This window comes from Nissabacter archeti (assembly GCF_018257325.1).
Classification (GTDB): domain Bacteria; phylum Pseudomonadota; class Gammaproteobacteria; order Enterobacterales; family Enterobacteriaceae; genus Chimaeribacter; species Chimaeribacter arupi.
In genome coordinates this window covers 103737-129049 of sequence record NZ_JAERKB010000005.1, presented here as the reverse complement: position 1 = coordinate 129049, position 25313 = coordinate 103737, and the positions used below count along the sequence as shown (strand labels likewise).

Genomic DNA, 25313 nt, shown 5'->3' with positions numbered 1-25313 from the left:
ATGGCCAAGACCTTATACCAGAAATTATTTGATGCCCATGTGGTCCACGAAGCGCCCAACGAGACGCCGCTGCTCTATATCGACCGCCACCTGGTGCATGAGGTGACGTCTCCGCAGGCGTTCGACGGCCTGCGTGCGATGGGCCGCCCGGTGCGCCAGCCGGGCAAAACCTTCGCCACCATGGACCACAACGTCTCGACCCAGACCAAAGACATCAATGCCTCCGGCGAAATGGCCCGCATCCAGATGCAGGAGCTTATCAAGAACTGTGCGGAGTTCGGCGTACAACTGTATGACCTGAACCACCCGTTTCAGGGCATCGTGCACGTTATCGGCCCGGAACAGGGCATGACGCTGCCGGGCATGACCATCGTCTGCGGCGACTCCCACACCGCCACCCACGGCGCGTTCGGCTCGCTGGCGTTCGGCATCGGCACCTCTGAGGTGGAGCACGTGCTGGCGACCCAGACCCTGAAACAGGGCCGCGCCAAAACCATGAAAATTGAAGTCAACGGCGACGCAGCTTCCGGCATCACCGCCAAAGACATCGTGCTGGCCGTCATCGGCAAAACCGGCAGCGCCGGCGGCACCGGCCATGTGGTGGAATTCTGTGGTTCGGCGATTGAAGCGCTGAGCATGGAAGGCCGCATGACCTTGTGCAACATGGCAATTGAGATGGGGGCCAAAGCGGGCCTGGTCGCGCCGGACGCCACCACTTTCGCCTACCTGAAAGGCCGCCAGTTTGCGCCGAAAGAGAGCGACTGGGACGCCGCCGTGGCCTACTGGTCAACGCTGAAATCGGATGAGGGCGCGCACTTTGACAGCGTCGTCACCCTGGACGCCGCCGACATCGCCCCGCAGGTGACCTGGGGCACCAACCCCGGCCAGGTGATCGCCGTGAATCAGGACATCCCGTTCCCGGACTCCTTCAGTGACCCGGTGGAGCGTGCCTCCGCCGAGAAAGCGCTGGCTTACATGGGCCTGAAGCCGGGCATCAAACTCACCGATGTGGCAATTGATAAAGTCTTTATCGGCTCCTGCACCAACTCACGCATTGAGGATCTGCGCGCTGCCGCCGCCATCGCCCGCGGGCGCAAAGTGGCCGCCGGGGTACAGGCGATTGTGGTGCCGGGCTCCGGCCCGGTGAAAGCGCAGGCGGAACAGGAAGGGCTGGACAAAGTCTTCCTGGAAGCCGGGTTTGAATGGCGTCTGCCGGGCTGCTCGATGTGCCTGGCGATGAACAATGACCGCCTGAACCCCGGCGAGCGTTGCGCGTCCACCAGCAACCGTAACTTTGAAGGCCGTCAGGGCCGTGGCGGCCGCACCCACCTGGTCAGCCCGGCAATGGCAGCCGCTGCGGCGGTCACCGGCCACTTTGCTGACATCCGCGAACTGAATTAAGGAGCATTTTCATGGCGAAATTTACCCAGCATACCGGTCTGGTTGTGCCGCTGGACGCGGCCAACGTCGACACCGATGCCATCATCCCGAAACAGTTCCTGCAAAAAGTGACGCGCACCGGCTTTGGCCAGCACCTGTTCAACGACTGGCGTTTTCTGGATGATGCCGGTCAGGTGCCGAACCCGGAGTTCATCCTGAACGCCCCGCGCTATCAGGGTGCGACAATTCTGCTGGCACGTGAAAACTTCGGTTGCGGCTCCTCACGTGAGCACGCCCCGTGGGCGCTGACCGATTACGGCTTTAAGGTGATCATCGCGCCGAGCTTTGCCGATATTTTCTACGGCAACGCGTTTAATAACCAGTTGTTGCCGGTGACCCTGAGCGAAGCGGATGTGGAGACGCTGTTCCGCCTGGTGGCGGAAAACGAGGGCATCACCTTCACCGTGGACCTGGAGCAGCAGCAGGTGATCGCAGGCGACCAGCGTTACCCGTTTGAGATTGACAGCTTCCGCCGCCACTGCATGATCAACGGGCTGGACAGCATCGGCCTGACGCTGCAACATGACGCCGAGATAAGCAACTACGAAGCAAAACAGCCGGCCTTTATGCGTTAACCCGCGCCGCGCCGACAAAAAAGCCCGCCGGTCTGGCGGGCTTTTTTTATCCTGGCCGGTTACACATCCCGTATCCGGCAGGTCAGCAGCAGGGCGGCGACCATCAGCGCCGCCGCCACACAGTAGACGGCATAGTGGTTGACGTGCTCGGCCACCACGCCCTGCAATACCCCGGCAACGATCACCCCGGTGGAGATGCTGTTGGTGAATAAGGTGGTGGCGGAACCGGGCCGCCCCGGCATCAGATCCTGGAAATAGAGCATCCCGATCCCGGCGACAATGCCGATAAAAATGGCGTTAAACAGCTGCAACAGCAGCAGCGCCGTTTTGCCCTGGAACAGCACCAGCCCGCCATAGAACAGCACCCCGGCCACCACTGCGCCAATCATCATTTTGCGCTTGCCGAACCGTTTGACGTAATAGCCCGCCAGCAGCATCGCCGGGATCTCAAGCCCTGCCGCCGTCCCCATCAGCAGCCCGGCCAGCCGGTCAGGCAGCCCGAGGTCGTGGCTGATGTAGAGCGGCATATCGATGATGTACATGGTGTTGCAGGTCCACATCAGCAGCGAGGCAAAAAACAGCGTGCGCACATTCACATCCTTCCAGGCGCTGGTGGACACCACCATCTTATCGACCGGCTGTTCGGCACGCGGCACCGACGGCAGCATCCACCAGACCATAAAGGCGCTGACCAGGAAGAACGCCGCGGCCAGGCTGAACATCAGGGTAAAGCCGTAGTTCAGCGCCAGCGTAAAGGAGAGCGGCGGCCCGATCACCCAGGCCAGCGAGAGCTGCGCCCGCATCATTGAGCTGAACATCACCACTTCGCGCGCCGAGTTATCGGCATATTCCCGCGCCAGCGCAAACAGCTGCGGCATGGCGGCGTTGGCAATCGCCGCCAGAAACACCCCGGCGGTGATCAGCGTCAGGTAGTGGCGGTTAAAGGCGAACAGCACACAGTTGCCCACCGCCATCAGCAGGCAGACCAGGATCAGGCTGCGCCGGTTGCCGCTGTGGTCAGAGCGTTTTGCCAGCAGGAAACTCACCACAATCCCGGCCACGGCGTTGATGGTGTAAAACAGCCCGACCCACAGCGGGCTGGCCTTGACCTCGGTGGTCAGAAACAAACTGAGCGTCGGTGCCTGGAGCGCACCGGCAATCCCGCTCAGGAACGTCACGGCGAGGAAAGCGACAAAAACAGGATTGAGCCGGCGGAAGGCGGTCAGCCGCTGAGTCATAAACCGGTTGGACATAACTGTGTATCCCTGCGAGTGAAAGCGGTTTTTAACCCGGTGAAACGTGGAGTGTAGACGGGTTTTGCCGCGGATACAGCAGCAAAAACCTGCAACCGCCCGCTTTTTTGGTTCAGTGAACGGCAATAAAAAAGCCAGCGGGAAACCCGGCTGGCTGGTGAAAAACACCATTACTCAGAAAAGTGGATGACCGGTGCGTCAGGTGTGTGAGTGGTATTGCTCGTCGGTCATAGCAGGCGTCTGCCACTGCATCAGCTGTTCGAGCAGCGTGATGCGGTGCTGGCAGGGGATCCAGGCAAGCCAGTCCCATTGCGGCGAGACGGCGTTGAAATAGCGCCGGTAAAACCGGCTGGTCAGCAGGCGTGTCATGTTCTCTTCTCCGGGCGGCAGTGTGGGTTGCTGAGAAGCAGTATCGGCGTAATATGGGGAAAGATAAATTGATGAAGTTCTCGCGCGGAGTTCCCCTTTTATGCCGACCTCACGTTTACAGCAGCAGTTCATCCGGCTTTGGCAGCACTTCCACGGCCAGCCTGCCGACACCACGCTTCAGGCGCTGGCGGACATCCTCTCCTGTTCGCGCCGCCACGTCCGCTCGCTGCTCACCACCATGCAGCAACAGGGCTGGCTGCACTGGCAGGCGGAGGCGGGGCGCGGGCGGCGCTCTACCCTCACCTTCCTGCGCACCGGGCTGGCGCTCCAGCAACAGCGCGCCGAGGAGCTGATCGAGCAAGGCAACGCTGACCAGCTGGTGCAACTGGTCGGGGACAAACAGGCTGCCCGCCAGATGCTGCTCGCCCAGCTCGGGCGCAGCTTCCGCCAGGGGCGGCACCTGTTGCGGGTGCTTTACTACCGTCCGATGTTTAACCTGCTACCCGGCTCGCCGATGCGCCGCTCGGAAACCCATCTGGCGCGCCAGATCTTCAGCGGCCTGACGCGGATAAATGAGGAAAACGGGGAACTGGAACCGGATCTGGCGCACCACTGGCAGGCGCTCTCCCCGCTGCACTGGCGCTTTTACCTGCGCCCTGCCATCCCGTTCCACCACGGGCGGCCGCTGGAGATGGAGGATGTGATCGCCTCGCTGACGCGCATCCGCACTTTGCCGCTCTTTTCCCACCTGCTGGCGATCACCTCGCCGACGCCGCATGTCATCGAGATCCGTCTCAGTATGCCGGACCACTGGCTGCCGTGGCTGCTCGGCAGCGTCCCGGCGATGATCCTGCCGCGCGAATGGCCGCAACTGCCGGACTTTGCCCGCCAGCCGATCGGCACCGGCCCCTACGCGATGGTGCACAACCGCCCGGCGCAACTGAAGATCCGCGCGTTTGATGACTACTTCGGCTACCGCGCGCTGATTGATGAGGTCAGCATCTGGGTGCAGCCGGAGCTGAGTGAGGAGCTGATCTTCGGCGGCGTACAGTTGCAGGCCGACGACACCGCCCACCGTGAACTGGAGAACCGGCTGGAAGAGGGCTGCTACTTCCTGCTGTTTGACCGGCGTTCTGCCCTCGCCGCCCGGCCGGAGGTGCGCGCCTGGCTCACTGACCTGCTGAACCCGCTGGCGCTGCTGCATCATGCCGATCGCCTCTACCAGCGCTACTGGTCACCGGCCTTTGGCCTGCTGCCGCGCTGGCACCACCGTACGTATGACGCCAGGCCCGCCCAGCCCGCCGGGCTGACGACGCTGACGCTGACCTGCTACCGCCACCACCCGGAGTTTCTGGCGATCGTCAATGCGTTACGGCCGTTGCTGGCGGCGCAGGGCGTCACGCTCGTGATGCAGGAGGTGAGCTATGAAACCTGGGTCAACGGTGACGCGCAGAGCGACCTGTGGCTCGGCAGCGTTAACTTCACCCAGCCGCTGGAGTTCTCCCTGTTCGCCGGGCTCTACGAACTGCCGCTGCTGCACCATTGCCTGGATGAGGATCTGCACCCGGCGGCCGCGCAGTGGCGTGACAACCACTTGCCGCTGGCGGAGTGGTGCCGGGCGCTGGTGAGCCGCCAACAGCTGCACCCGCTGTTCCACCACTGGCTACAGATCCAGGGCCAGCGCAGTATGCGCGGCGTGCGGATGAACAGCCTCGGCTGGTTTGACTTCAAATCTGCCTGGTTTGCGCCGCCGGAGGCCTAAGCCCGCCCTTTCGCCGGGCGGAGTAAGCCTTTACAATGGCGCGTTCTCAACGGGGTGCGACACCGCCTGCCCGGCCGTGATCGCTGAGAGAGTCCCGTCGAACCTGATCCGGTTAATACCGGCGGAGGGATTTGAGACTGCGCCACGCTTGCTCAAAATCCTTTGCCACCCTTTTCCTGAGGAGCGCAAAGTGTCACGAAAGATCCTGCCTTATCTGTGTGTTGTCTCTGCCGTTATCTTGTCTGCCCCGGCGCTGGCCGCCAAACCGCTGCTGACGGTGTATACCTATGACTCGTTCGCCGCGGACTGGGGCCCCGGCCCGGCGGTGAAAAAAGCCTTTGAGGCAGAGTGCGGCTGTGAGCTGAAATTTGTGGCGCTGGAAGATGGCGTCTCGCTGCTCAACCGCCTGCGGATGGAGGGCAAGAACAGCCCGGCCGACGTGGTGCTGGGGCTGGACAACAACCTGTTGCAGGCGGCGGCGCAAACCGGCCTGTTCGCCCCGTCGGGCCTTGACACCGCCGCGCTGAAGGTGCCGGGCGGCTGGCAGGATAAAACCTTTGTGCCTTATGACTACGGCTATTTTGCCTTCGTCTATAACAAAGAAAAACTCAAAAACCCGCCCACCAGCCTGCGCGATCTGGTCGAGAGTGACCGCCCGCTGAAAGTCATTTATGAAGACCCGCGCACCAGCACGCCGGGCCTCGGCCTGCTGCTCTGGATGCAGAAAGTCTACGGCGACAACGCAGCCGACGCCTGGCAGAAACTGGCAAAGAAAACCGTCACCGTGACCAAAGGCTGGAGCGAAGCTTACGGCCTGTTCCTCAAGGGCGAAAGTGACCTGGTGCTGAGCTACACCACCTCCCCGGCATATCACCTGATTGAAGAGAAAAAGGCGAATTATGCCGCTGCCACCTTCAGCGAAGGCCACTATTTACAGGTGGAAGTCGCCGGGAAACTGGCCGCCAGCCGCCAGCCGGCACTGGCGCAAAAGTTTATGCAGTTTATGGTGACGCCCGCCTTCCAGAACACCATCCCGACCGGCAACTGGATGTACCCGGTGACGCCGGTGGCCCTGCCTGCCGGGTTTGAGCGCCTGGCTGTACCGCAAACCGCGCTGAGCTACAGCGCCGCTGAGGTCGCTGCCCAACGCGCCGCCTGGATCCGCACATGGCAAACCGCCGTCAGCCGCTGATGTCCGGCTGGCAACTGCCCGGCCTGCTGGCGGGCGCGCTGCTGCTCGGCGTCGCCGGGCTGGCGTTCGGCGCGATCGTCTTCCACGCCCCGGCGCTGGCGTGGCGCACCCTGGCCGATGACGCCTATCTCTGGCATGTGGTGCGCTTCACCTTTTTGCAGGCGCTGCTGTCGGCCGTCTGCTCGGTGGTGCCTGCGCTGTGGCTGTCGCGTGCGCTGTTCCGCCGCCGCTTCCCCGGCCGGGCGCTGCTGCTGCGGCTCTGCGCCATGACGCTGGTGCTGCCGGTGCTGGTGGCGGTGTTTGGCCTGCTGAGCGTGTATGGCCGGCAGGGCTGGCTGGCGCAGATCTGCGGCGGGCTCGGTGTGCCTTACACCTTCTCGCCCTATGGCTTGCAGGGCATTTTGCTGGCGCATGTGTTCTTCAACCTGCCGCTGGCTGCCCGCCTGCTGTTGCAGTCACTGGAGAATATCCCGGTGGAACAGCGCCAATTGGCGGCGCAGCTCGGCATGAACGGCTGGCAGCAGTGGCGCTTTGTGGAGTGGCCCGCCGTGCGGCGGCAACTGCTGCCCGCCGCGGCGCTGATCTTTATGCTCTGCTTCGCCAGCTTTGCCACCGTGCTCTCCCTCGGCGGCGGGCCGCAGGCCACCACCATCGAATTGGCTATCTATCAGGCGCTGAGTTACGACTACGATCTCAGCCGCGCGGCGATGCTGGCGCTGATCCAGCTCGGCTGCTGCCTGGGGCTGGTGCTGCTGAGCCAGCGCTTCAGCCAGGCGCTGCCCAGCGGGCATACGCAGGCCGCGCAGTGGCGTAACCCGCAGGACAGCGCTTTTTCCCGGCTGTCGGACGGCGTGGTGATTACGCTGGCGCTCTTGCTTATCCTGCCGCCGCTGCTGGCAGTGGTGGCGGACGGTGCCAACCGCGCGCTGCTGGGCGTGCTGCAACAGCCGGTGCTGTGGCAGGCGCTCACTACCTCGCTGCGGATTGCGCTGGGTGCCGGGCTGCTCTGCGTGGTGCTGACCATGATGCTGCTCTGGAGCAGCCGGGAGTGGCGGTTGCGTCAGCAGCGCGGCCGGGCGCAGGCGCTGGAGCTGTGCGGCATGGTGATTCTGGCGATGCCGGGCATCGTGCTGGCGACCGGCTTCTTCCTGCTGCTGAGCGCCACCGGCGGCCTGCCTGCTTCCCCGTGGGCGCTGGTTATCCTGACCAATGCGCTGATGGCGGTGCCCTACGCGCTCAAAGTGCTGGACAACCCGATGCGTGACCTGGCGGAGCGCTATACCCCGCTCTGCCGGGCGCTGGGCATGGGCGGCTGGCAGCGCGTGCGCTGGGTGGAGCTGAGCGCGTTGCGCCTGCCGCTGGCGCAGGCGATGGCCTTTGCCAGCGTGCTGTCGATGGGGGATTTCGGGGTGGTGGCGCTGTTCGGCAATGAGCAGTTCCGCACCCTGCCGTTTTATCTTTATCAACAGATGGGCGCCTACCGCAGCCAGGACGGCGCCGTCACCGCGCTGCTCCTGTTGCTGCTCTGCTTCCTGCTTTTCACCCTGATTGAACGTTTACCGGAGCGCCGGAACCATGCCCGAACCGATATTGACGCTGGATAAGCTGACCTACCTTTACCACCACCTGCCGATGCGCTTTGACCTGGCGGTACAGCCCGGCGAACGCGTGGCGGTGCTGGGGCCGAGCGGCGCGGGCAAGAGCACCCTGCTCAGCCTGATCGCCGGTTTCCTCCCTGCCAGCAGCGGCACCTTACAGATCGCCGGGGCGGATCACCGCGACACGCCGCCGGCGAAGCGCCCGGTGTCGATGCTGTTTCAGGAGAACAACCTGTTTGCCCACCTGACGGTGCGGCAGAACCTCGGGCTGGGGCTGCACTCCGGCCTGAAACTCACGGCCGCCCAGCGGCAGGCGCTGGCGGAGATCGCCGCGCAGGTCGGGCTGGAGGAATGCCTGGAACGGCTGCCGTCGCAGCTCTCCGGCGGGCAGCGGCAGCGGGTGGCGCTGGCGCGCTGTTTGTTGCGCAGCCAGCCATTGTTGCTGCTGGATGAGCCGTTCTCGGCACTTGACCCGGCCCTGCGCAGCGACATGCTGGCGCTGCTGGACGAGGTATGCCGCCGCCGCGCACTGACGCTGCTAATGGTGTCGCATAATCTGGATGACGCGGCACGGATTGCGCCGCGCACGCTGCTGGTGGTGGACGGGCGGATCTACTATGACGGCCCGACCGCCGCACTGATTGACGGCAGCGCCGCCGAGGCACGCATCCTCGGCGTGGCGCGCCCCTGACTCAGAACGCCATCACCTGCCACAGCAACCGGCGGTAGACCGGCATCAGCGGGTGGCTGAACAGCATCACCAGGCAGGCGACCGCCACCACGGTGACCAGCCCGCACACCCAGCGCAGCCGCGCCAGCGGCAAACGGCGTGACAGCCAGTCCTCACTGCGTTTGCCGTCGCGGAACCAGCGCCAGCCCAGCCAGGCCGCCAGCCAGACGGCCACAAACGTCGCCAGCAGCAGCCAGCGGAAATGCGCGACGTCCGCCCCGGCCGGAATACCGATCGCCACCCCGGCCAGAATGCCCGGCAGGAAATAGACCGGTGGCCAGGTCAGGCAGCCCACCACATTCGGCACGGCGAACGTCAGCGGTTTCAGGTCCAGCATCCCGGCCACCAGCGGCACCAGCGGGCGGGTCGGGCCGATAAAGCGCCCTACCAGCACGGTGGCGAAACTGTGCTTGTGCAGCGCGTGGCGGGTTTTGCTCATCAGGGATTTATGCTTCTTCAGGAATGACCAGCGTTGCAGCGGCCCTTTGAAGCGGTGGCCGATGTAGTAGGAGATCCAGTCACCGGCGAAACAGCCGATGCTCCCGACCACCCAGGCTTCATAAAAGTTCACCCGCCCACTGCCGATCAACGCGCCGAGGGTGGCCATCATCACCGTGCCCGGCAGCAGCAGCCCCACCAGCGCCAGTGATTCCAGAAATGCCACCAGGCCCACCGCCAACAGTGAAAAGGCCACAGACTGGGTAATCAGATGTTCAAGGTAAGATTCCATAAATTCCAACGAGGTTGCGGCGTAAATTCATCATTTTTCCGCTGAATTGTTAACGTGGTTATTCACGCAGTCAATCAATGAATTGTATGTGAATTGTATGTGCCGTTGGCAGAGGCCGCCGGTGTTGGACATCCCCTGTATAAAAAACCATACTACGCGCATCCGTTCCCTTCACCCGACAGGCAGCACCATGACCCCAGCCCGCCAGGGATTTATCCTGACCCGCCACTGGCGTGATACGCCCACCGGCACAGAGATCACGTTCTGGCTGGCGACCGATGATGGCCCGCAGAAAGTCTGCCTGCCGCCCCAGCAGGCGGTGGCGTTTCTGCCTGCGGAACAGCGCGCGCTGGCGGAGCCGGTGTTGCGCGGTGAAAGCGGCGCCGTGCTGCGTGAGGTGGCGCTGTGTGATTTCCGCCACCGGCCGCAACTGGCGCTCTATTGCCGCCAGCAGCGCCAGCTCTCCCGGCTGGAGCGGGCGCTGAAGGATCAGGGCGTGGCGCTGTATGAGGCGGACATCCGCCCACCGGAGCGTTTCCTGATGGAGCGCTACATCACTGCGCCGGTCTGGTTCAGCGGTGAGCCGGGTGCAGAGGACACGCTGTTCAATACCCGGATGAAACCGGCCGAAGGCTATCGCCCGCCGCTGAAACTCGCCTCGATTGACATCGAAACCAGCGGCAGCGGCGAGCTGTACTGCATCGGCATTGAGGGGTGCGGCCAGCGGCAGGTTTACATGCTGGGGCCGGAGAACGGCACGCCGCAGCGTGAGGATTTCGCGCTGGAGTATGTCGCCTCACGCCCGCTGCTGCTGGAGAAGCTCAACCAGTGGCTGGCTGAGCATGACCCGGATGTGATCATCGGCTGGAACGTAATCCAGTTCGACCTGCGGGTGTTGCAGAAACACGCCGAGCGCTACGGCATCCCGCTGCGGCTGGGGCGCGGCGGCGCAGTGCTGGAGTGGCGCGAGCACGGTTTCCGCCAAGGGCATTTCTTCGCCTCGGCCGCCGGGCGGCTGATTATTGACGGTATCGAGGCGCTGAAATCGGCGTTCTGGAATTTCCCGTCCTTCAGCCTGGAAGCGGTGTCGCAAACACTGCTGGGCGAAGGCAAGGCTATTGACAACCCCTACCAGCGGCTGGCGGAGATTGAACAGCGCTTTCGTGAAGACAAACCGGCGCTGGCGCGCTACAACCTGAAAGATTGCGAACTGGTGACGCGCATTTTCTCCAAAACCGATCTGCTGGCGTTCCTGCTGGAGCGTGCCAGCGTCACCGGGCTGGAGGCGGACCGCAACGGCGGCTCGGTAGCCGCATTCAGCCACCTCTATTTCCCGCGTATGCACCGCGCCGGCTTTGTCGCGCCGAACCGGGGCGATGTGGAGGAGCAGGCCAGCCCCGGCGGTTTTGTGATGGATTCGCGCCCCGGCCTGTATGATTCGGTGCTGGTACTGGATTACAAAAGCCTCTACCCGTCAATTATCCGCACCTTCCTGATTGATCCGGTGGGGCTGGTGGCCGGGCTGCACGACCCGGATGAGCAGGCCTCTGTTGAGGGCTTCCGCGGTGCGCGCTTCTCCCGCACCACCCACTGCCTGCCGGAGATTGTGCGCCAGATCTGGCAGGGGCGCGAGGCGGCCAAACAGCAGCAGAACGCCCCGCTGTCACAGGCGCTGAAAATCATCATGAATGCGCTGTATGGCGTGCTCGGCACCAGTGCCTGCCGCTTTTACGACCCGCGCCTCGCCTCCTCTATTACCCTGCGCGGCCACGCGATCATGCACCAGACCCGCGCACTGATTGAGGCCGAAGGCTATCAGGTGATATACGGCGACACCGACTCCACCTTTGTCTGGCTGAAACAGCCGCACGACGAGGCCGCCGCGCAGCAGATCGGCCGGGCGCTGGTGGCGAAGGTGAACCAGTTCTGGCAGCAGCATCTGCGCGAAGAGATGGGGCTGGAGAGCGCGCTGGAGCTGGAGTTCGAAACCCACTTCTGCCGCTTCCTGATGCCCACCATCCGCGGTGCCGGGGTGGAGCAAGGCAGCAAAAAACGTTATGCCGGGCTGGTGCGCCGCGACGGTGAAGAGAAGATGATCTACAAAGGGCTGGAGACGGTGCGCACCGACTGGACGGCGCTGGCGCAGATTTTCCAGCAGGAGCTTTACCGGCGTATTTTCCACCGCCAGCCCTACCAGGAGTATGTGCGTGATTATGTAGCGCGCACCCGCGCCGGGGAGTTTGATGACCGGCTGGTCTACCGCAAACAGGTGCGCCGCCCGCTGGCGGAATACCAGCGCAATGTACCGCCCCATGCACGCGCCGCACGGCTGGCGGATGAGGCCAACCGCGCGCAGGGGCGGCCGTTGCAGTACCAGAAAGGCGGCTGGATACGCTACGTGATGACCACCGCCGGGCCGGAACCGCTGGAAGCACGCCATGCGCCGATTGACTACGAGCACTATATTGAGCGGCAGCTGGAGCCGGTGGCGGACGGCATTTTGCCTTTCCTTCAGGACGATTTTGCTACACTGATTACCGGGCAAATGGGATTGTTCTGACGCAAACGGTTTAAGACAAATAACGGCGTTTGGCAGGTGACGAAACCGCGACCATCCATTACCATAGCGCCCTTTCCCATTTTTGCACCTCTCCCAGAGACTCCGCGCCCCGGCATGGCAGCGTTGCTATTGCCCGGATAACGCACGCAAAGCAGTAAAAAAACGCACGGCCCGATACATCAACACAGAGAGTAACTATGCCCTTTAAACTTGGTCAACGCTGGATAAGCGACACGGAAAGCGAATTAGGATTAGGCACTGTAGTCGCGCTCGACACGCGTATGGTGACACTGCTTTTCCCCGCGACGGGTGAGAACCGCCTCTATGCCAGAAATGACTCACCGATCACCCGCGTGATGTTCAATCCGGGTGACACCATCAACAGCCACGAAGGCTGGCAGTTGAAAGTTGACGAGGTTAAAGAGGAGAACGGCCTGCTGACCTACATCGGCACCCGTCTGGACACCGACGAGGCCGCCGTTGCCCTGCGTGAGGTGCTGCTCGACAGCAAACTCACCTTCAGCAAGCCGCAGGATCGGCTGTTCGCCGGGCAGATCGACCGGATGGACCGCTTTGCGCTGCGCCTGCGGGCGCGCAAATACCAGCGTGAGCAGTTCCGCCTGCGCTGGAGCGGCCTGCGCGGGATGCGCGCCAGCCTGATCCCGCACCAGTTGCACATTGCCCATGAAGTGGGCCAGCGCCATGCGCCGCGCGTACTGCTGGCGGACGAAGTGGGCCTGGGTAAAACCATCGAAGCGGGGATGATAATCCATCAGCAACTGCTCTCCGGCCGTGCCGAGCGCGTGCTGATCGTGGTGCCGGAAACCCTCCAGCACCAGTGGCTGGTGGAGATGCTGCGCCGCTTCAACCTGCGTTTCTCCCTGTTTGATGATGAGCGTTATGCCGAATCGCTGCACGACGCCACCAACCCGTTTGAGAGTGAGCAACTGGTTATCTGCTCGCTGGATTTCGTGCGCCGCAACAAAAGCCGCCTGGAGCAGATGGCCGATGCCGCCTGGGACTTGCTGGTGGTCGATGAAGCGCACCACCTGGCCTGGAGCGAAGAGGCACCAAGCCGTGAATACCAGGTGATTGAGCAACTGGCGGAACACACCGCCGGTGTCCTGCTGCTGACCGCCACGCCGGAGCAGCTCGGCCCGCAGAGCCACTTTGCGCGCCTGCGCCTGCTCGACCCGAACCGCTTCCACGACTATCAGGAGTTCGTGGCCGAGCAGCAACAGTACCGCCCGGTAGCGGACGCCGTGACGCTGCTGCTGAGCGGCGATCGCCTCTCCAACGATGAACAGAACCTGCTGGGCGACATGGTCGCAGAACAGGACATCGAACCGCTGCTGGCCGCGGCCAACAGTGACGGCGAAGAGAGCGAAGCCGCGCGCCGCGAGCTGATTGCCCTGCTGATGGATCGCCACGGCACCAGCCGCGTGCTGTTCCGCAACACCCGTAACGGCGTGAAAGGCTTCCCGCACCGCGTGCTGCATGAGATCCGCCTGCCGCTGCCGGCCCAGTACCAGACGGCGATCAAAGTCTCCGGCATCATGGGGGCGAAAAAGAGCACCGAAGATCGCGCGCGTGACATGCTCTACCCGGAGCGCATCTATCAGGAGTTCGAAGGCGAGAACGGCACCTGGTGGAACTTCGACCCGCGCGTCGAGTGGCTGATGGGCTTTTTGACCAGCAACCGCGACGAAAAAGTGCTGGTGATCTGCGCCAAAGCAGAAACTGCGCTGCAACTGGAGCAGGTGCTGCGTGAGCGTGAAGGCATCCGCGCCGGGGTATTCCACGAAGGGCTGTCGATTATCGAACGTGACCGCGCCGCGGCCTATTTCGCCTCCGCCGAAGAAGGCGCGCAGGTGCTGCTCTGCTCGGAGATTGGCTCTGAAGGGCGTAACTTCCAGTTCGCCAGCCATCTGGTGATGTTCGATCTGCCGTTCAACCCGGACCTGCTGGAGCAGCGCATCGGCCGTCTGGATCGTATCGGCCAGCAGCGTGACATCCAGATCATGGTGCCGTACCTGGAGCAGACCGCGCAGGCGGTGCTGATCCGCTGGTATCACGACGGGCTGGACGCGTTCGAGCACACCTGCCCGACCGGCCGCGCGATTTATGACAAGCACTACGAGCAGCTGATCGGCTACCTTGCCACCCCGTCCGAGCAGGAAGGGTTGCCGGAATTTGTGCACCAGTGCCGCCTCGAGCACGATGCCCTGCGCCGCCAGCTTGAGCAGGGGCGTGACCGCCTGCTGGAGCAGCACTCCAACGGCGGTGAGGCCGCGCAGGCGCTGGCTGAGGCGATCGCCGAAGGTGATAATGACGTCAACCTGGTAAACTTTGCGCTTAACCTGTTCGATATTGTCGGCATCAACCAGGATGACCGCAGCGACAACCTGATTGTGCTGACGCCGTCTGATCACATGCTGGTACCGGATTTCCCCGGCCTGCCGCAGGATGGCTGCACCGTGACCTTCGACCGTGAGCAGGCGCTGTCACGCGAGGACACGCAGTTCATCACCTGGGAGCACCCGCTGATCCGCAACGGGCTGGATCTGATCCTCTCCGGTGACACCGGCAGCTGTGCCGTGTCGCTGTTGAAGAACAAGGCGCTGCCGGTCGGCACCCTGCTCACTGAGCTGGTGTATGTGGTGGAAGCGCAGGCACCGAAGCACCTGCAACTGACGCGCTTCCTGCCGCCGACGCCAATCCGTATGCTGATGGACCGCAAAGGCACCAACCTCGCCAAACAGGTGGAGTTTGAGAGCTTCAACCGCCAGCTGAACGCGGTGAACCGCCATACCTCCAGCAAGCTGGTGAATGCGGTGCAGCAGGATGTGCACGCGATGCTGCAACACGCGGAAGCCCTGGTGGCCGACGAGGCGCGGGCGCTGATCGAGGCGGCGAAAATCGAAGCCGACGAGCAGACCAGCGCCGAACTCGCCCGCCTGGAAGCGCTGCGCGCGGTGAACCCGAACATCCGTGACGACGAAGTCGAAGCGCTGGAGTTCAACCGTAAGCAGGTGCTGGCGAACCTCAACGACGCCACCTGGCGGCTGGATGCCATCCGTCTGGTGGTGGTGAGCCACCAGTAACCCCGGTCCGGGCGCACACCGCGCCCGGCTGTTTTCCCCTCTACAGTGACCCAACACCATGAGCGACCATACCGCGTCACAGACACCGCCGCTGGAAGGCTATAACCCGCCGCAAGAGCCGTGGCTACAGATTCTCTATCAGGATTATCACATCATGGTCGTGAACAAGCCGAGCGGCCTGCTGTCGGTGCCCGGCCGTGCCGAAGAGCATCAGGACAGCGTGATCACGCGCGTGCAGCGGGATTTCCCGCTGGCGGAATCGGCGCACCGGCTGGATATGTCCACCAGCGGCGTGCTGGCGGTGGCGCTGACCAAACCGGCAGAGCGGGAGCTGAAGCGGCAATTCCGCGAACGCGAACCGAAAAAAAGCTACCTGGCACGGGTCTGGGGGCATGTGGCAGAGGATGAAGGGTTGATTGACCTGCCGCTGATTTGCGACTGGCCGAACCGGCCGAAGCAGAAAGTCTGCTTTGAAACCGGCAAAACCGCGCAGACGCTCTATCAGGTCTTGTCACGGGATGAGGACGGCACCAGCCGCGTGCGGCTGACCCCGGTCACCGGCCGTTCGCACCAGTTACGGGTGCATATGCTGGCGCTCGGCCACCCGATTCTCGGCGATAATTTTTACGCGCCGCCGGAAGCCCGGGCGATGGCCAACCGCCTGCAACTGCACGCTGAAACCCTGACGCTGGCCCACCCGCACTACCACACTTCCATGACCTTCCGCGCCCCGGCGGATTTCTGACTGCCCTGCCTCCCTCTGGGGCAGGCGTGCCGCGTGTGAGCTGACGCACCTTTTTTCCACCGCGCATGACATAGCGTTAAGCGCGGCTGCCCTTTGCCTGTTTTCCGGCGGCCGCTCTCTTTTACTGTTTATCACCGCCATGCGGGTAACGGTCACGGAGAGGCATTATGCTTAAAAAACATGCTGTCAGCATGGGCACTTCCCCCTTTTCCGCCCGCCCGGTTGGGTGCGGCTCTCAGGAGAATGTTGGATGAAAAGATATGCATTGGTCGGCACCGGCGGCCGCGCCGGGCTTTACCTTGAGGCAATTGCCGCCACCTACCGCGAAAGCGCGCAGTGGGTGGCGTTCTGCGACACCAACCAGACGCGGATGGACTACGCCAACCATCTGCTGGCCAAGGCCGGGGCAGCACCGGTGTCCACCTGGCGGGCCGGGCAGTTTGAGGCGATGATCGCCGAAACCCGGCCGGATACCGTGATTGTTACCAGCATCGACCGTACCCACGACGACTATATTGTGCGGGCGCTGCACGCCGGGTGTGATGTGATCACCGAAAAGCCGATGACCATCGACGCGGCGCGCGCCCTGCGTATTGCAGAGGCGATTGAGGAGACCGGCCGCCAGGTGCGCGTGGCGTTCAACTACCGTTATGCGCCGCACCACAGCAAAGTGCGTGAACTGCTGATGAACGACACCATTGGTGAGGTGTTTTCAGTGCATTTTGAGTGGCTGCTGAATACCGAGCACGGCGCGGACTACTTCCGCCGCTGGCACCGCGACAAGCGCAACAGCGGCGGGTTGCTGGTGCACAAATCGACCCACCATTTAGACCTGATGAACTTCTGGCTCAACAGCTCGCCGGAACAGGTGTTTGCACTGGGCGACCTGCGCTTTTACGGCCGGGAGAATGCGGAAAAACGCGGCGAAACCCGGTTCTACAGCCGGGCGCACGGCGCGCCGCAGGCCGCGGATGACCCGTTCGCCCTGCATATGGACGAGAACCCGCAACTGCGCGCGCTCTACCTGGAGGCGGAGCATGAAGACAGCTACTACCGTGACCAGAGCGTCTTCAGCGACGGCATCACCATTGAGGATACGCTGTCAGTGCTGGTGAAGTACCGCAACCGCACGCAGCTCACCTATTCCCTCAACGCGTACCTGCCGAAAGAGGGGCTGAATGTGGTGTTCAACGGCAGCAAGGGGCGGCTGGAGATGAACGTGGAGGAGAACTCCTACGTCAACGGCGGCGGCCTGCGTGAGGAGGAAGGCAACCTCGACGCCTGCCGCATCACCGTGTACCCGATGTTCGGCACCCCGTGGGAAGCGGACTTTACCGCCGGTGAAGGCGGGCACGGCGGCGGCGATCAGGCGATGCTGGCGGACCTGTTCGGCAACCCGCCCGCTGACCCGCTGCACCGCGCCGCCGACCACCGCGCCGGCACCCTGTCTATCCTGACCGGTGTCGCCGGTAACCTCTCCATGCAGCGCGGCACCCCGGTGTTCTTCGACGAGTTCGAGGTGGTACGTAAGCTGCGCGGGCGCTGAGAACCGGTACACACGACCTTACCTCCACTGACTTGTCAGGGAGGCCACCAGTGTGTATCGTGTGTATAATCACTTCATCAGTGAACGACAGGGAGGATGTTTGAAAAGTTCGGAGCTGATGAAGTTGTTAGAGGAAAACGGATGGACGCTGATAAGGGTAAAAGGAAGCCACCATCATTTCAGCCACCCAGATTTCCCTATCATTGTAACGGTTCCACACCCACGGAAAGATCTGAAGACAGGGACGCTTCAACAAATCCTGAAGGATGCGAAACTAAAATAATCAAGGCGCGCCTGAACAGGCGCTCCTTTTTAACGCCGGAGTGTTAAGCATGTTATATCCCGCCTATATCCATCAGGACGAAGACGGCTCTGCCAGCGGCACCTTCCCCGATGTGCCGGGCTGCCTGTTTGCAGGCGATACGCTGGAAGAGACGGTGGCTGATGCGAAAAGCGCGCTGGAAGCACACTTTGAGATGCTCGCCGAACTGGGAAGAGAGATTCCCCAGGCATCAGGCATGATGAGCCGGACAGGGATACCGGATAAAAATTATTCGCAGGGGTTCTGGTACGGCGTGATGGTCGATTTAACCAAGTTTATGGGGAAAGCGGAACGCATCAATATCACGTTGCCCCAGAGGTTAATTGAGAAAATCGACACCACCGTAAACAAGAACCCCCGTTACAGCAGCCGCAGCCATTTTCTGGCGGAAGCCGCAAGAAAAGAGCTGGCACAGTACTGACCCTCTTTTCCCCGGCGCTGAAACCATAAAAAAGCCGCCCCAGGGGCGGCTTTCGCGGTGACACGGCACGCAACGGGCTTAGCGGAAACCTTTCTCGCGTTTGATCAGGTCATAGGCGGCCTGAATCGACTGCGCTTTCTGCTTCGCCATCTCCATCATTTCCGGCGGCAACCCTTTGGCCACCAGCTTATCAGGGTGGTGCTCACTCATCAGCTTGCGGTACGCACGCTTGATGGTGGTGGCATCGTCCTCTTCTTTCACGCCCAGCACTTTGCAGGCATCGGCCAGCGTCGGCCCCTGCGGCTGTTGGAAACCGCCGTGGGAGTAACCGCCCTGCTGCTGCCCGCCGAACTGCTGGCCGCCTTCCATCATGCGCAGGAACTGCTCAAACTGGCCGCGCGAAATGCCCAGCTCCTCGGCAATCACATACAGCACCTGGCGCTCGTTCGGGTGCAGCTCGCCGTCATTGAACGCCACCTGCAACTGGATCTCCAGAAACATGCGGATCAGGTCAAAGCGGCCGAAGCAGACGCTGCGCAGTTCACGCAGTTTCTCACGCAGCGGGAAGTTGCCCTCTTTACCCTCACGGAAAGCCTGCTGCGCCATAGTGCGCTGCTCGCCATGCAGGTTCAGGCGTTGCATAAACAGGTTGGCGGTCTGGATATCCGTTTCCGTCACGCGTCCCTTCGATTTCGACAGGTGCCCCATGACCTGGAAGGTGGTGCGGAAAAATATGGTCTGTCTTGTCTGCTGGTCGGCAAAATAGCCGCGGCTGCGGGCGGCCCGCGCCTTGTCAACCATATGGCCGATCAACAACCCTAGTACTACGCCCCAAAAGCCTGCGCCGGACATCAAGCCCAGTACAACGCCGAGCACCTTTCCCCAATACTGCATATACTCCTCAATTCACATGCCGTTGCGTCAGATTTGCTTTATCATACCCGGCATTTATCCGGATGCCTAACGACGACAGACCCACGGCTGGATTTAACACTAGCGCAACGCTGATGAGTGATATAGTCTCTGACCGTTTGCCGGCATGACGCCTCTGATGACGGAACACCGAATACCGCGTATGAAAAAATGTCTCCCAACACTGCTGGCCACCATGATTGGCTCGGCACTCTACAGCCAGGGTGCGCTGGCCGACCTCGCTGAACAATGCATGATCGGCGTTCCCACCTATAATAAGCCGCTGGTTAATGGCGACCCCAACACGCTGCCGGTGCATATCCAGGCCGACAAAAGTGAGGCCAATTACCCGGACAATGCGGTCTTCTCCGGGAACGTCAATATCCAGCAGGGCAACAGTACGCTGACGGCTGACCAGGTCGAGCTGAACCAGACGCAGGTGGAAAACCAGCCGGAGCCGACGCGCACCGTGACGGCCACCGGTAACGTCCATTACGACGATAACCAGATCAAGCTGAAAGGCCCGCGCGCCTTCTCCAACCTGAACACCAAAGATACCGATATGGATCAGGGCGACTACCAGATGGTAGGACGCCAGGGCCGGGGTAACGCCGACAAGATGAAGATGCGTGACAGCAACCGCTACACCATCCTCGACAACGGCACCTTTACCTCCTGCCTGCCCGGTGACAACAGCTGGAGCGTGGTCGGTTCCGAGGTTATCCACGATCGCCAGGAAGAAGTCGCCGAGATCTGGAATGCGCGCTTTAAAATCGGCCCGGTGCCGGTATTCTACAGCCCGTACCTGCAACTGCCGGTGGGCGACCGCCGCCGTTCCGGGTTCCTGATCCCGAATGCCAAATTCGGCAGCAACAACGGCTTCGAGTTCATGTTGCCGTACTACTGGAACATCGCGCCCAACTTTGACGCCACGCTGACGCCGCACTACATCAGCAAGCGTGGGATGCAGTTCCAGAATGAGTTCCGCTACCTGACCGCCCCAGGCGCCGGTGTGGTGGAATTTGACTGGTTGCCGAGCGACAAAGAGTACGAAAAAGATTACCCGGAAGATGACAACAACACCCGTTGGCTCTTCTACTGGCGCCACGGCGGGGTAATGGATCAGGTGTGGCGTTTTGACATCGACTACCTGAAAGTCAGTGACTCCAAATACTTCACTGACCTCGACTCCACGTACGGGTCCACCACCGATGGCTACGCCACGCAGAAATTCAGCATCGGCTATGCGGACACCCACTGGGATGTGAAACTGGCGTCGAAACAGTTCCAGGTCTTTGCCGATTCGGGCAACGCCAACGCCTACCGTGCGCAGCCGCAGCTCGACATCAACTACTACCAGAATGATGTCGGCCCGTTTGATTTCAACATCTATGGGCAGGCGGTGAAATTCACCAGCGTCAACCCGGACAACCCGGAAGCGACGCGCCTGCACATTGAGCCGACCCTGAGCCTGCCGCTGGCCAACAGCTGGGGCAGCCTGGACACCGAAGCCAAATTGCTGGCCACGCACTACCAGCAGGATGTGCCGGACGAATTCAATACCAATAACAACCTGGCGCTGCAGGACAACGTCAACCGCACCATGCCGGAGTTCAAGACCGACGGCAAAATGGTGTTTGACCGCAGCATGACCTGGGCCGAGGGCTACACCCAGACGCTCGAGCCGCGCGCGCAGTACCTTTACATCCCGTACCGCAACCAGAGCGACATCTACACCTACGACTCCACCCTGCTGCAATCGGACTATACCGGCCTGTTCCGTGACCGCAGTTACAGCGGCCTGGATCGCATCGCGTCAGCCAACCAGCTGGCCGCCGGGGTGACCTCGCGGATTTATGATGATGCGTTGGTTGAACGTTTTAATGTTTCTGCGGGTCAAATCTACTACTTCACCCAGCCGCGCACCGGTGACCCGAACTCCTCGCTGGATGAAAGCGACGATACCGGCAGCCTGGTGTGGGCCGGGGATACCTACTGGCGGATCGACAACAACTGGGGCCTGCGTGGTGGGTTGCAGTATGACACCCGTCTCGACGCCGTGGCCCTGGGCGATGCGGTGGTGGAGTACCGGAAAGACGCAGAGCGGATGGTTCAGCTGAATTACCGTTACGCCAGCCCGGAATACATCCAGGCCACGCTGCCGAGTGTGCAGAACCCCGGTTACCAGCAGGGTATTTCCCAGGTAGGGATGACAGCGAGCTGGCCTCTGGCCGACCGCTGGGCTGTGGTGGCCGCTTACTACTACGATATTGAGGCGAAACAGCCGGCCGATCAGCTGATCGGGGTGCAGTACAGCACCTGCTGCTGGGCCATCAACCTCGGGTATGAGCGCAAAATCACTGACTGGGACAACACGACCCAATCAAGCCAGTACGATAACAGGGTGTCATTTAATATTGAGTTGCGCGGCCTGAGCAGTAACCATTCGCTCGGGACGGATGAGATGCTGAAGCAGGGTATCCTGCCGTATCAGCGTGCATTCTGATTATGTGCAACTGCAAGATGTGTAAACTTTAACCCGCTATGCGGATGACAAAAATGGAAAAGGTATGAAGAACTGGAGAACGCTGATTCTCGGCTTGGCTATCTGTGCCAATACCGCGTTCGCAGCACCGCAGGAAGTTGACCGGGTCGCCGCCGTGGTGGATAACGGCGTCGTGCTGGAGAGTGATGTGGATGGCCTGATGCAGTCAGTGAAGATGAATGCAAAAGACGCCCGCCAGCAACTGCCGGATGACAACACGCTGCGCCACCAGATTCTGGAGCGTCTGATCATGGACAACATCCAGTTGCAGATGGCGCAGAAAATGGGCATTACCCTGACCGACGCGGACGTCGATAAAGCGATTGCCAACATTGCCGCCCAGAACCGCATGAGCGTGGATCAGCTGCGCAGCCGCCTGGCCTATGACGGCCTGAACTACGGCACCTACCGCGCGCAGATCCGTAAAGAGATGCTGATCTCTGAAGTGCGTAACAACGAAGTGCGCCGCCGCGTGACCATCCTGCCGCAGGAAGTGGAATCACTGTCGAAGCAGATCGCCGCCCAGAACGGCAGCGGTGCGGAATTCAACCTGAGCCACATCCTGATCCCGCTGCCGGAAAACCCGACCCAGGATCAGGTCGATCAGGCAGAAGATCTGGCGAAAAAACTGGTGGGTGAGATCAACAGCGGGGCCGATTTCGGCAAACTGGCGATCACCTACTCCGCTGACCCGCAGGCGCTGAAAGGCGGCCAGATGGGCTGGGGCAAGCTGGAAGAGCTGCCGACGCTGTTTGCTGAACGCCTGCAAACCGCGCAGAAAGGCCAGGTGGTCGGGCCGATCCGCTCCGGCGTGGGCTTCCACATCCTGCGCGTGAACGACATCCGCGGCAACAACCAGACAGTGTCGGTTACCGAAGTGCACGCCCGCCACATCCTGCTGAAGCCGTCCGTGGTGCTGACTGACGACCAGGCGCGCGCCAAATTGCAGGACGCGATCGCGCAGATCAAGAGCGGCAAAGCGGACTTCGCCACCCTGGCGAAACAGCTTTCCCAGGATCCGGGCTCTGCCATGCAGGGCGGCGATCTGGGCTGGGCATCCCCGGATATGTATGATCCGGCCTTCCGTGACGCCTTGCTGAAATTGCAGAAAGGGGAACTCAGCCAGCCGGTTCACTCCGCCTTTGGCTGGCACCTGATCCAGCTGATGGACACCCGCCAGGTGGATAAAACCGATGCGGCCCAGAAAGACCGGGCATACCGGCTGCTGTTCAACCGCAAATTTGCTGAAGAGGCACAGACCTGGATGCAGGAACAACGCGCCAGTGCCTACGTAAAAATCCTGGATGGCAATGCTCAACAACCCTAAACCTGTGGTCATTACGCCCGGCGAACCCGCCGGGATTGGGCCGGATTTGGTGATTGCCCTGGCTCAGCAGGCGTGGCCTGTTGAGCTGGTGGTGTGCGCCGATCCGGCTTTGTTGTCTCAGCGCGCCGCCCAGCTTGGGCTGCCGCTTTGCCTGCGTCCCTACCAGCCGGGGCAGGCGTTTACCCCGCAGGCCGGGCAACTCACCGTGCTGCCGGTGGCGCTGGCGGAACCGGCCGTGGCCGGTACGCTGAACGTCGCCAACAGCGCCTACGTGGTGGAAACCCTGGCGCGCGCCTGTGACGGTTGCCTGAACGGCGAGTTTTCCGCGCTTATCACCGGCCCGGTACACAAAGGGGTGATCAACGACGCGGGCGTGGTGTTCAGCGGCCATACCGAGTTCTTTGCTGACCGCAGCGGCTGCGAACGTGTGGTGATGATGCTGGCGACCGAAGAGCTGCGCGTGGCACTGGCCACCACGCACCTGCCGCTGAAAGCGGTAGCGGATGCCATTACCCCGCAGAGCCTGCATGAAGTGATCACCATTCTGGATAGCGACCTGCGCACCAAATTTGGTCTTGCCCGCCCGCATATCTATGTGTGCGGCCTGAACCCCCATGCCGGTGAAGGCGGCCACATGGGGCGTGAAGAGATTGATACCATTATCCCGGCGCTGAACGCACTGCGTGAGTCCGGGATCCAACTGACCGGCCCGTTGCCGGCGGACACCCTGTTCCAGCCCAAATATCTGCAACATGCGGATGCGGTGCTGGCAATGTACCACGATCAGGGGCTGCCGGTGCTAAAATATCAGGGGTTCGGCCGCGCGGTGAACATCACCCTCGGCCTGCCCTTTATCAGGACCTCAGTTGACCACGGTACCGCTTTAGAGCTGGCCGGCAGCGGCACCGCCGACGCAGGCAGCTTCAAAACGGCCTTAAACCTTGCCATTAAAATGATAACCAACAGTAATGAATAATCGAGTCCACCAAGGGCATTTTGCCCGCAAACGTTTTGGACAAAACTTCTTAAACGATCAGTTTGTCATCGACAGCATTGTGTCTGCCATTCACCCGCAACCCGGCGAAGCCGTGGTAGAGATTGGCCCCGGCCTCGGCGCGCTGACTGAACCCGTCGGCGCACGCATGGACAAAATGACCGTTATCGAGCTGGACCGCGACCTGGCGGCCCGCCTTGAAGTGCACCCCACGCTGAAAGACAAGCTGACCATCCACCAGCAGGACGCCATGACGGTGAACTTCGCTGAGCTGGCGGAAGAAGCCGGGCAGCCGCTGCGCGTATTCGGCAACCTGCCGTACAACATCTCCACCCCGTTGATGTTCCATCTTTTCAGCTATACTCAGGCGATCCGCGACATGCACTTTATGTTGCAGAAAGAGGTGGTCAACCGCCTGGTTGCCGGGCCGAACAGCAAAGCCTATGGCCGCCTGACGGTGATGGCGCAGTATTACTGCAACGTGATCCCGGTGCTGGAAGTGCCGCCGACGGCCTTTACCCCGCCGCCGAAAGTGGATTCCGCCGTGGTGCGCCTGGTACCACACCGTGAGCTGCCGTACCCGGTCGGCGATGTGCGCATGTTGAGCCGCATCACCACCCAGGCGTTTAACCAGCGCCGTAAAACGATCCGCAACAGCCTCGGCCACCTCTTTACGCCGGAGCAGTTGACCGAACTGGGGGTTGACCCCAGCCTGCGTGCGGAGAACATCTCAGTGGCGCAGTATTGCGCACTGGCGAACTGGCTCTCCGCCAACCCGCCTTTGCAGCAGGAACCACAGGAGTCGCTGTAATGATTGAGTCGCCCCGCGTCTGCGTTCAGGTACAGAGTGTTTACATTGAGTCCCACTCCTTCCCGGAAGAGGATCGCTATGTGTTTGCCTATACCATCACGATCCGCAACCTGGGGCGCCATCCGGTGCAGTTACTGCGCCGGTACTGGCTCATCACCAACAGCAACGGCGGCAAAATGGAAGTTCAGGGCGAAGGAGTGGTCGGCGAGCAACCGCTGATCGCGCCGGGCAGTGAATTCCAGTACACCAGCGGCGCCGTGCTGGAGACCCCGCTCGGCACCATGCAAGGGCACTACGAGATGGTTGACCAGAACGGCGACGCCTTCCGTGTCGCTATACCGGCGTTCCGTCTCGCCATTCCAACCATGATTAACTGA

21 protein-coding genes and 1 riboswitch are annotated in these 25313 nt (G+C 61.9%); of the genes, 17 read left to right on the top strand and 4 right to left on the bottom strand.

Annotated features, from left to right (window positions below; all coding sequences use genetic code 11):
- Positions 1-1401: a 3-isopropylmalate dehydratase large subunit gene (gene leuC / locus JK232_RS08175; RefSeq protein WP_072928802.1), complete on the top strand. Its 1401-nt coding sequence runs from the start codon at positions 1-3 to the stop codon at positions 1399-1401.
- Positions 1402-1412: 11 nt separating this feature from the next.
- Positions 1413-2015 carry a 3-isopropylmalate dehydratase small subunit gene (leuD, locus tag JK232_RS08170; RefSeq protein WP_101833915.1) on the top strand — a complete coding sequence of 201 codons (603 nt, stop codon included), beginning with the start codon at positions 1413-1415 and terminating at the stop codon, positions 2013-2015.
- A 59-nt stretch (positions 2016-2074) separates the two neighbouring features.
- Here leuD and JK232_RS08165 read toward each other — a convergent pair whose 3' ends face one another.
- Both JK232_RS08165 and sgrT read right to left on the bottom strand, forming a co-directional pair.
- Entirely contained in the window at positions 2075-3253 is a 1179-nt protein-coding gene (locus JK232_RS08165) for an MFS transporter (protein ID WP_072929083.1), read from the bottom strand.
- 213 nt (positions 3254-3466) lie between these two features.
- Positions 3467-3637 (bottom strand): glucose uptake inhibitor SgrT, encoded by a 171-nt coding sequence (gene sgrT, locus JK232_RS08160; RefSeq protein WP_072928798.1) that lies wholly within the window; start codon positions 3635-3637, stop codon positions 3467-3469.
- 100 nt (positions 3638-3737) lie between these two features.
- Here sgrT and sgrR point away from each other — a divergent pair, with 100 nt between their 5' ends.
- From sgrR to thiQ, 4 genes are all read left to right on the top strand, one after another.
- Positions 3738-5399 carry an HTH-type transcriptional regulator SgrR gene (sgrR, locus tag JK232_RS08155; RefSeq protein ID WP_212589050.1) on the top strand — a complete coding sequence of 554 codons (1662 nt, stop codon included), beginning with the start codon at positions 3738-3740 and terminating at the stop codon, positions 5397-5399.
- A 40-nt stretch (positions 5400-5439) separates the two neighbouring features.
- A riboswitch (TPP riboswitch) is annotated at positions 5440-5547 on the top strand.
- A gap of 42 nt (positions 5548-5589) precedes the next feature.
- Positions 5590-6591: a thiamine ABC transporter substrate binding subunit gene (gene thiB, locus JK232_RS08150; protein WP_072928794.1), complete on the top strand. Its 1002-nt coding sequence runs from the start codon at positions 5590-5592 to the stop codon at positions 6589-6591.
- On the top strand, positions 6567-8195 hold the full coding sequence (thiP, locus tag JK232_RS08145) for a thiamine/thiamine pyrophosphate ABC transporter permease ThiP (protein ID WP_212589049.1): 1629 nt from the start codon (positions 6567-6569) through the stop codon (positions 8193-8195). The genes thiB and thiP overlap by 25 nt, the downstream gene beginning before the upstream one ends.
- Positions 8179-8880 (top strand): thiamine ABC transporter ATP-binding protein ThiQ, encoded by a 702-nt coding sequence (gene thiQ, locus JK232_RS08140; protein ID WP_212589081.1) that lies wholly within the window; start codon positions 8179-8181, stop codon positions 8878-8880. Before thiP ends, thiQ begins: the two co-directional genes overlap by 17 nt.
- 1 nt (position 8881) lies before the next feature.
- Here thiQ and JK232_RS08135 read toward each other — a convergent pair whose 3' ends face one another.
- The gene (locus JK232_RS08135) at positions 8882-9649 is read right to left on the bottom strand and encodes a DedA family protein (protein WP_072928789.1); all 768 of its coding nucleotides are present in this window, start codon (positions 9647-9649) and stop codon (positions 8882-8884) included.
- 190 nt (positions 9650-9839) lie between these two features.
- On the opposite strand from JK232_RS08135, the gene JK232_RS08130 reads away from it, so the two are divergent.
- The 6 genes from JK232_RS08130 (at position 9840) to JK232_RS08105 (ending at position 18347) form a co-directional block, all read left to right on the top strand.
- A complete protein-coding gene (locus tag JK232_RS08130; protein WP_212589048.1) occupies positions 9840-12209 on the top strand; it encodes a DNA polymerase II in 2370 nt (789 codons plus the stop codon).
- Between the two features lie 197 nt (positions 12210-12406).
- Positions 12407-15313, top strand: a complete 2907-nt coding sequence (gene rapA, locus JK232_RS08125; RefSeq protein ID WP_072928784.1) for an RNA polymerase-associated protein RapA — start codon at positions 12407-12409, stop codon at positions 15311-15313.
- 58 nt (positions 15314-15371) lie between these two features.
- Positions 15372-16058, top strand: coding sequence for a bifunctional tRNA pseudouridine(32) synthase/23S rRNA pseudouridine(746) synthase RluA (gene rluA, locus JK232_RS08120; protein ID WP_101827983.1), 687 nt, complete (start codon positions 15372-15374; stop codon positions 16056-16058).
- 250 nt (positions 16059-16308) lie between these two features.
- Entirely contained in the window at positions 16309-17604 is a 1296-nt protein-coding gene (locus tag JK232_RS08115) for a Gfo/Idh/MocA family protein (protein ID WP_212589047.1), read from the top strand.
- A gap of 100 nt (positions 17605-17704) precedes the next feature.
- The gene (locus JK232_RS08110) at positions 17705-17887 is read left to right on the top strand and encodes a type II toxin-antitoxin system HicA family toxin (RefSeq protein ID WP_101857891.1); all 183 of its coding nucleotides are present in this window, start codon (positions 17705-17707) and stop codon (positions 17885-17887) included.
- A 49-nt stretch (positions 17888-17936) separates the two neighbouring features.
- Positions 17937-18347, top strand: coding sequence for a type II toxin-antitoxin system HicB family antitoxin (locus JK232_RS08105; RefSeq protein ID WP_212589046.1), 411 nt, complete (start codon positions 17937-17939; stop codon positions 18345-18347).
- 78 nt (positions 18348-18425) lie between these two features.
- Here JK232_RS08105 and djlA read toward each other — a convergent pair whose 3' ends face one another.
- On the bottom strand, positions 18426-19241 hold the full coding sequence (gene djlA / locus JK232_RS08100; protein WP_072928780.1) for a co-chaperone DjlA: 816 nt from the start codon (positions 19239-19241) through the stop codon (positions 18426-18428).
- 181 nt (positions 19242-19422) lie between these two features.
- Here djlA and lptD point away from each other — a divergent pair, with 181 nt between their 5' ends.
- The 5 genes from lptD (at position 19423) to apaG (ending at position 25313) form a co-directional block, all read left to right on the top strand.
- Positions 19423-21765, top strand: coding sequence for an LPS assembly protein LptD (lptD, locus tag JK232_RS08095; protein WP_072928779.1), 2343 nt, complete (start codon positions 19423-19425; stop codon positions 21763-21765).
- A 64-nt stretch (positions 21766-21829) separates the two neighbouring features.
- Positions 21830-23131: a peptidylprolyl isomerase SurA gene (gene surA, locus JK232_RS08090; RefSeq protein WP_072928777.1), complete on the top strand. Its 1302-nt coding sequence runs from the start codon at positions 21830-21832 to the stop codon at positions 23129-23131.
- Entirely contained in the window at positions 23109-24107 is a 999-nt protein-coding gene (gene pdxA / locus JK232_RS08085; RefSeq protein ID WP_212589045.1) for a 4-hydroxythreonine-4-phosphate dehydrogenase PdxA, read from the top strand. Before surA ends, pdxA begins: the two co-directional genes overlap by 23 nt.
- Complete coding sequence (gene rsmA, locus JK232_RS08080; protein ID WP_072928773.1) at positions 24100-24936, top strand: 16S rRNA (adenine(1518)-N(6)/adenine(1519)-N(6))-dimethyltransferase RsmA; 837 nt, start codon at positions 24100-24102, stop codon at positions 24934-24936. Before pdxA ends, rsmA begins: the two co-directional genes overlap by 8 nt.
- On the top strand, positions 24936-25313 hold the full coding sequence (apaG, locus tag JK232_RS08075) for a Co2+/Mg2+ efflux protein ApaG (RefSeq protein WP_101827985.1): 378 nt from the start codon (positions 24936-24938) through the stop codon (positions 25311-25313). The genes rsmA and apaG overlap by 1 nt, the downstream gene beginning before the upstream one ends.

Bases quoted from the DNA above. Each gene is read 5' to 3' on its own strand.
- apaG (WP_101827985.1), top strand. From the start codon at position 24,936: ATGATTGAGTCGCCCCGCGTCTGCGTTCAGGTACAGAGTGTTTACATT.
- surA (WP_072928777.1), top strand. From the start codon at position 21,830: ATGAAGAACTGGAGAACGCTGATTCTCGGCTTGGCTATCTGTGCCAAT.
- pdxA (WP_212589045.1), top strand. From the start codon at position 23,109: ATGGCAATGCTCAACAACCCTAAACCTGTGGTCATTACGCCCGGCGAA.
- rsmA (WP_072928773.1), top strand. From the start codon at position 24,100: ATGAATAATCGAGTCCACCAAGGGCATTTTGCCCGCAAACGTTTTGGA.
- leuD (WP_101833915.1), top strand. From the start codon at position 1,413: ATGGCGAAATTTACCCAGCATACCGGTCTGGTTGTGCCGCTGGACGCG.
- lptD (WP_072928779.1), top strand. From the start codon at position 19,423: ATGAAAAAATGTCTCCCAACACTGCTGGCCACCATGATTGGCTCGGCA.
- JK232_RS08130 (WP_212589048.1), top strand. From the start codon at position 9,840: ATGACCCCAGCCCGCCAGGGATTTATCCTGACCCGCCACTGGCGTGAT.
- JK232_RS08135 (WP_072928789.1), bottom strand. From the start codon at position 9,649: ATGGAATCTTACCTTGAACATCTGATTACCCAGTCTGTGGCCTTTTCA.
- rapA (WP_072928784.1), top strand. From the start codon at position 12,407: ATGCCCTTTAAACTTGGTCAACGCTGGATAAGCGACACGGAAAGCGAA.
- sgrR (WP_212589050.1), top strand. From the start codon at position 3,738: ATGCCGACCTCACGTTTACAGCAGCAGTTCATCCGGCTTTGGCAGCAC.
- JK232_RS08165 (WP_072929083.1), bottom strand. From the start codon at position 3,253: ATGACTCAGCGGCTGACCGCCTTCCGCCGGCTCAATCCTGTTTTTGTC.
- sgrT (WP_072928798.1), bottom strand. From the start codon at position 3,637: ATGACACGCCTGCTGACCAGCCGGTTTTACCGGCGCTATTTCAACGCC.
- JK232_RS08105 (WP_212589046.1), top strand. From the start codon at position 17,937: ATGTTATATCCCGCCTATATCCATCAGGACGAAGACGGCTCTGCCAGC.
- JK232_RS08115 (WP_212589047.1), top strand. From the start codon at position 16,309: ATGAAAAGATATGCATTGGTCGGCACCGGCGGCCGCGCCGGGCTTTAC.
- thiP (WP_212589049.1), top strand. From the start codon at position 6,567: ATGGCAAACCGCCGTCAGCCGCTGATGTCCGGCTGGCAACTGCCCGGC.
- leuC (WP_072928802.1), top strand. From the start codon at position 1: ATGGCCAAGACCTTATACCAGAAATTATTTGATGCCCATGTGGTCCAC.
- rluA (WP_101827983.1), top strand. From the start codon at position 15,372: ATGAGCGACCATACCGCGTCACAGACACCGCCGCTGGAAGGCTATAAC.
- djlA (WP_072928780.1), bottom strand. From the start codon at position 19,241: ATGCAGTATTGGGGAAAGGTGCTCGGCGTTGTACTGGGCTTGATGTCC.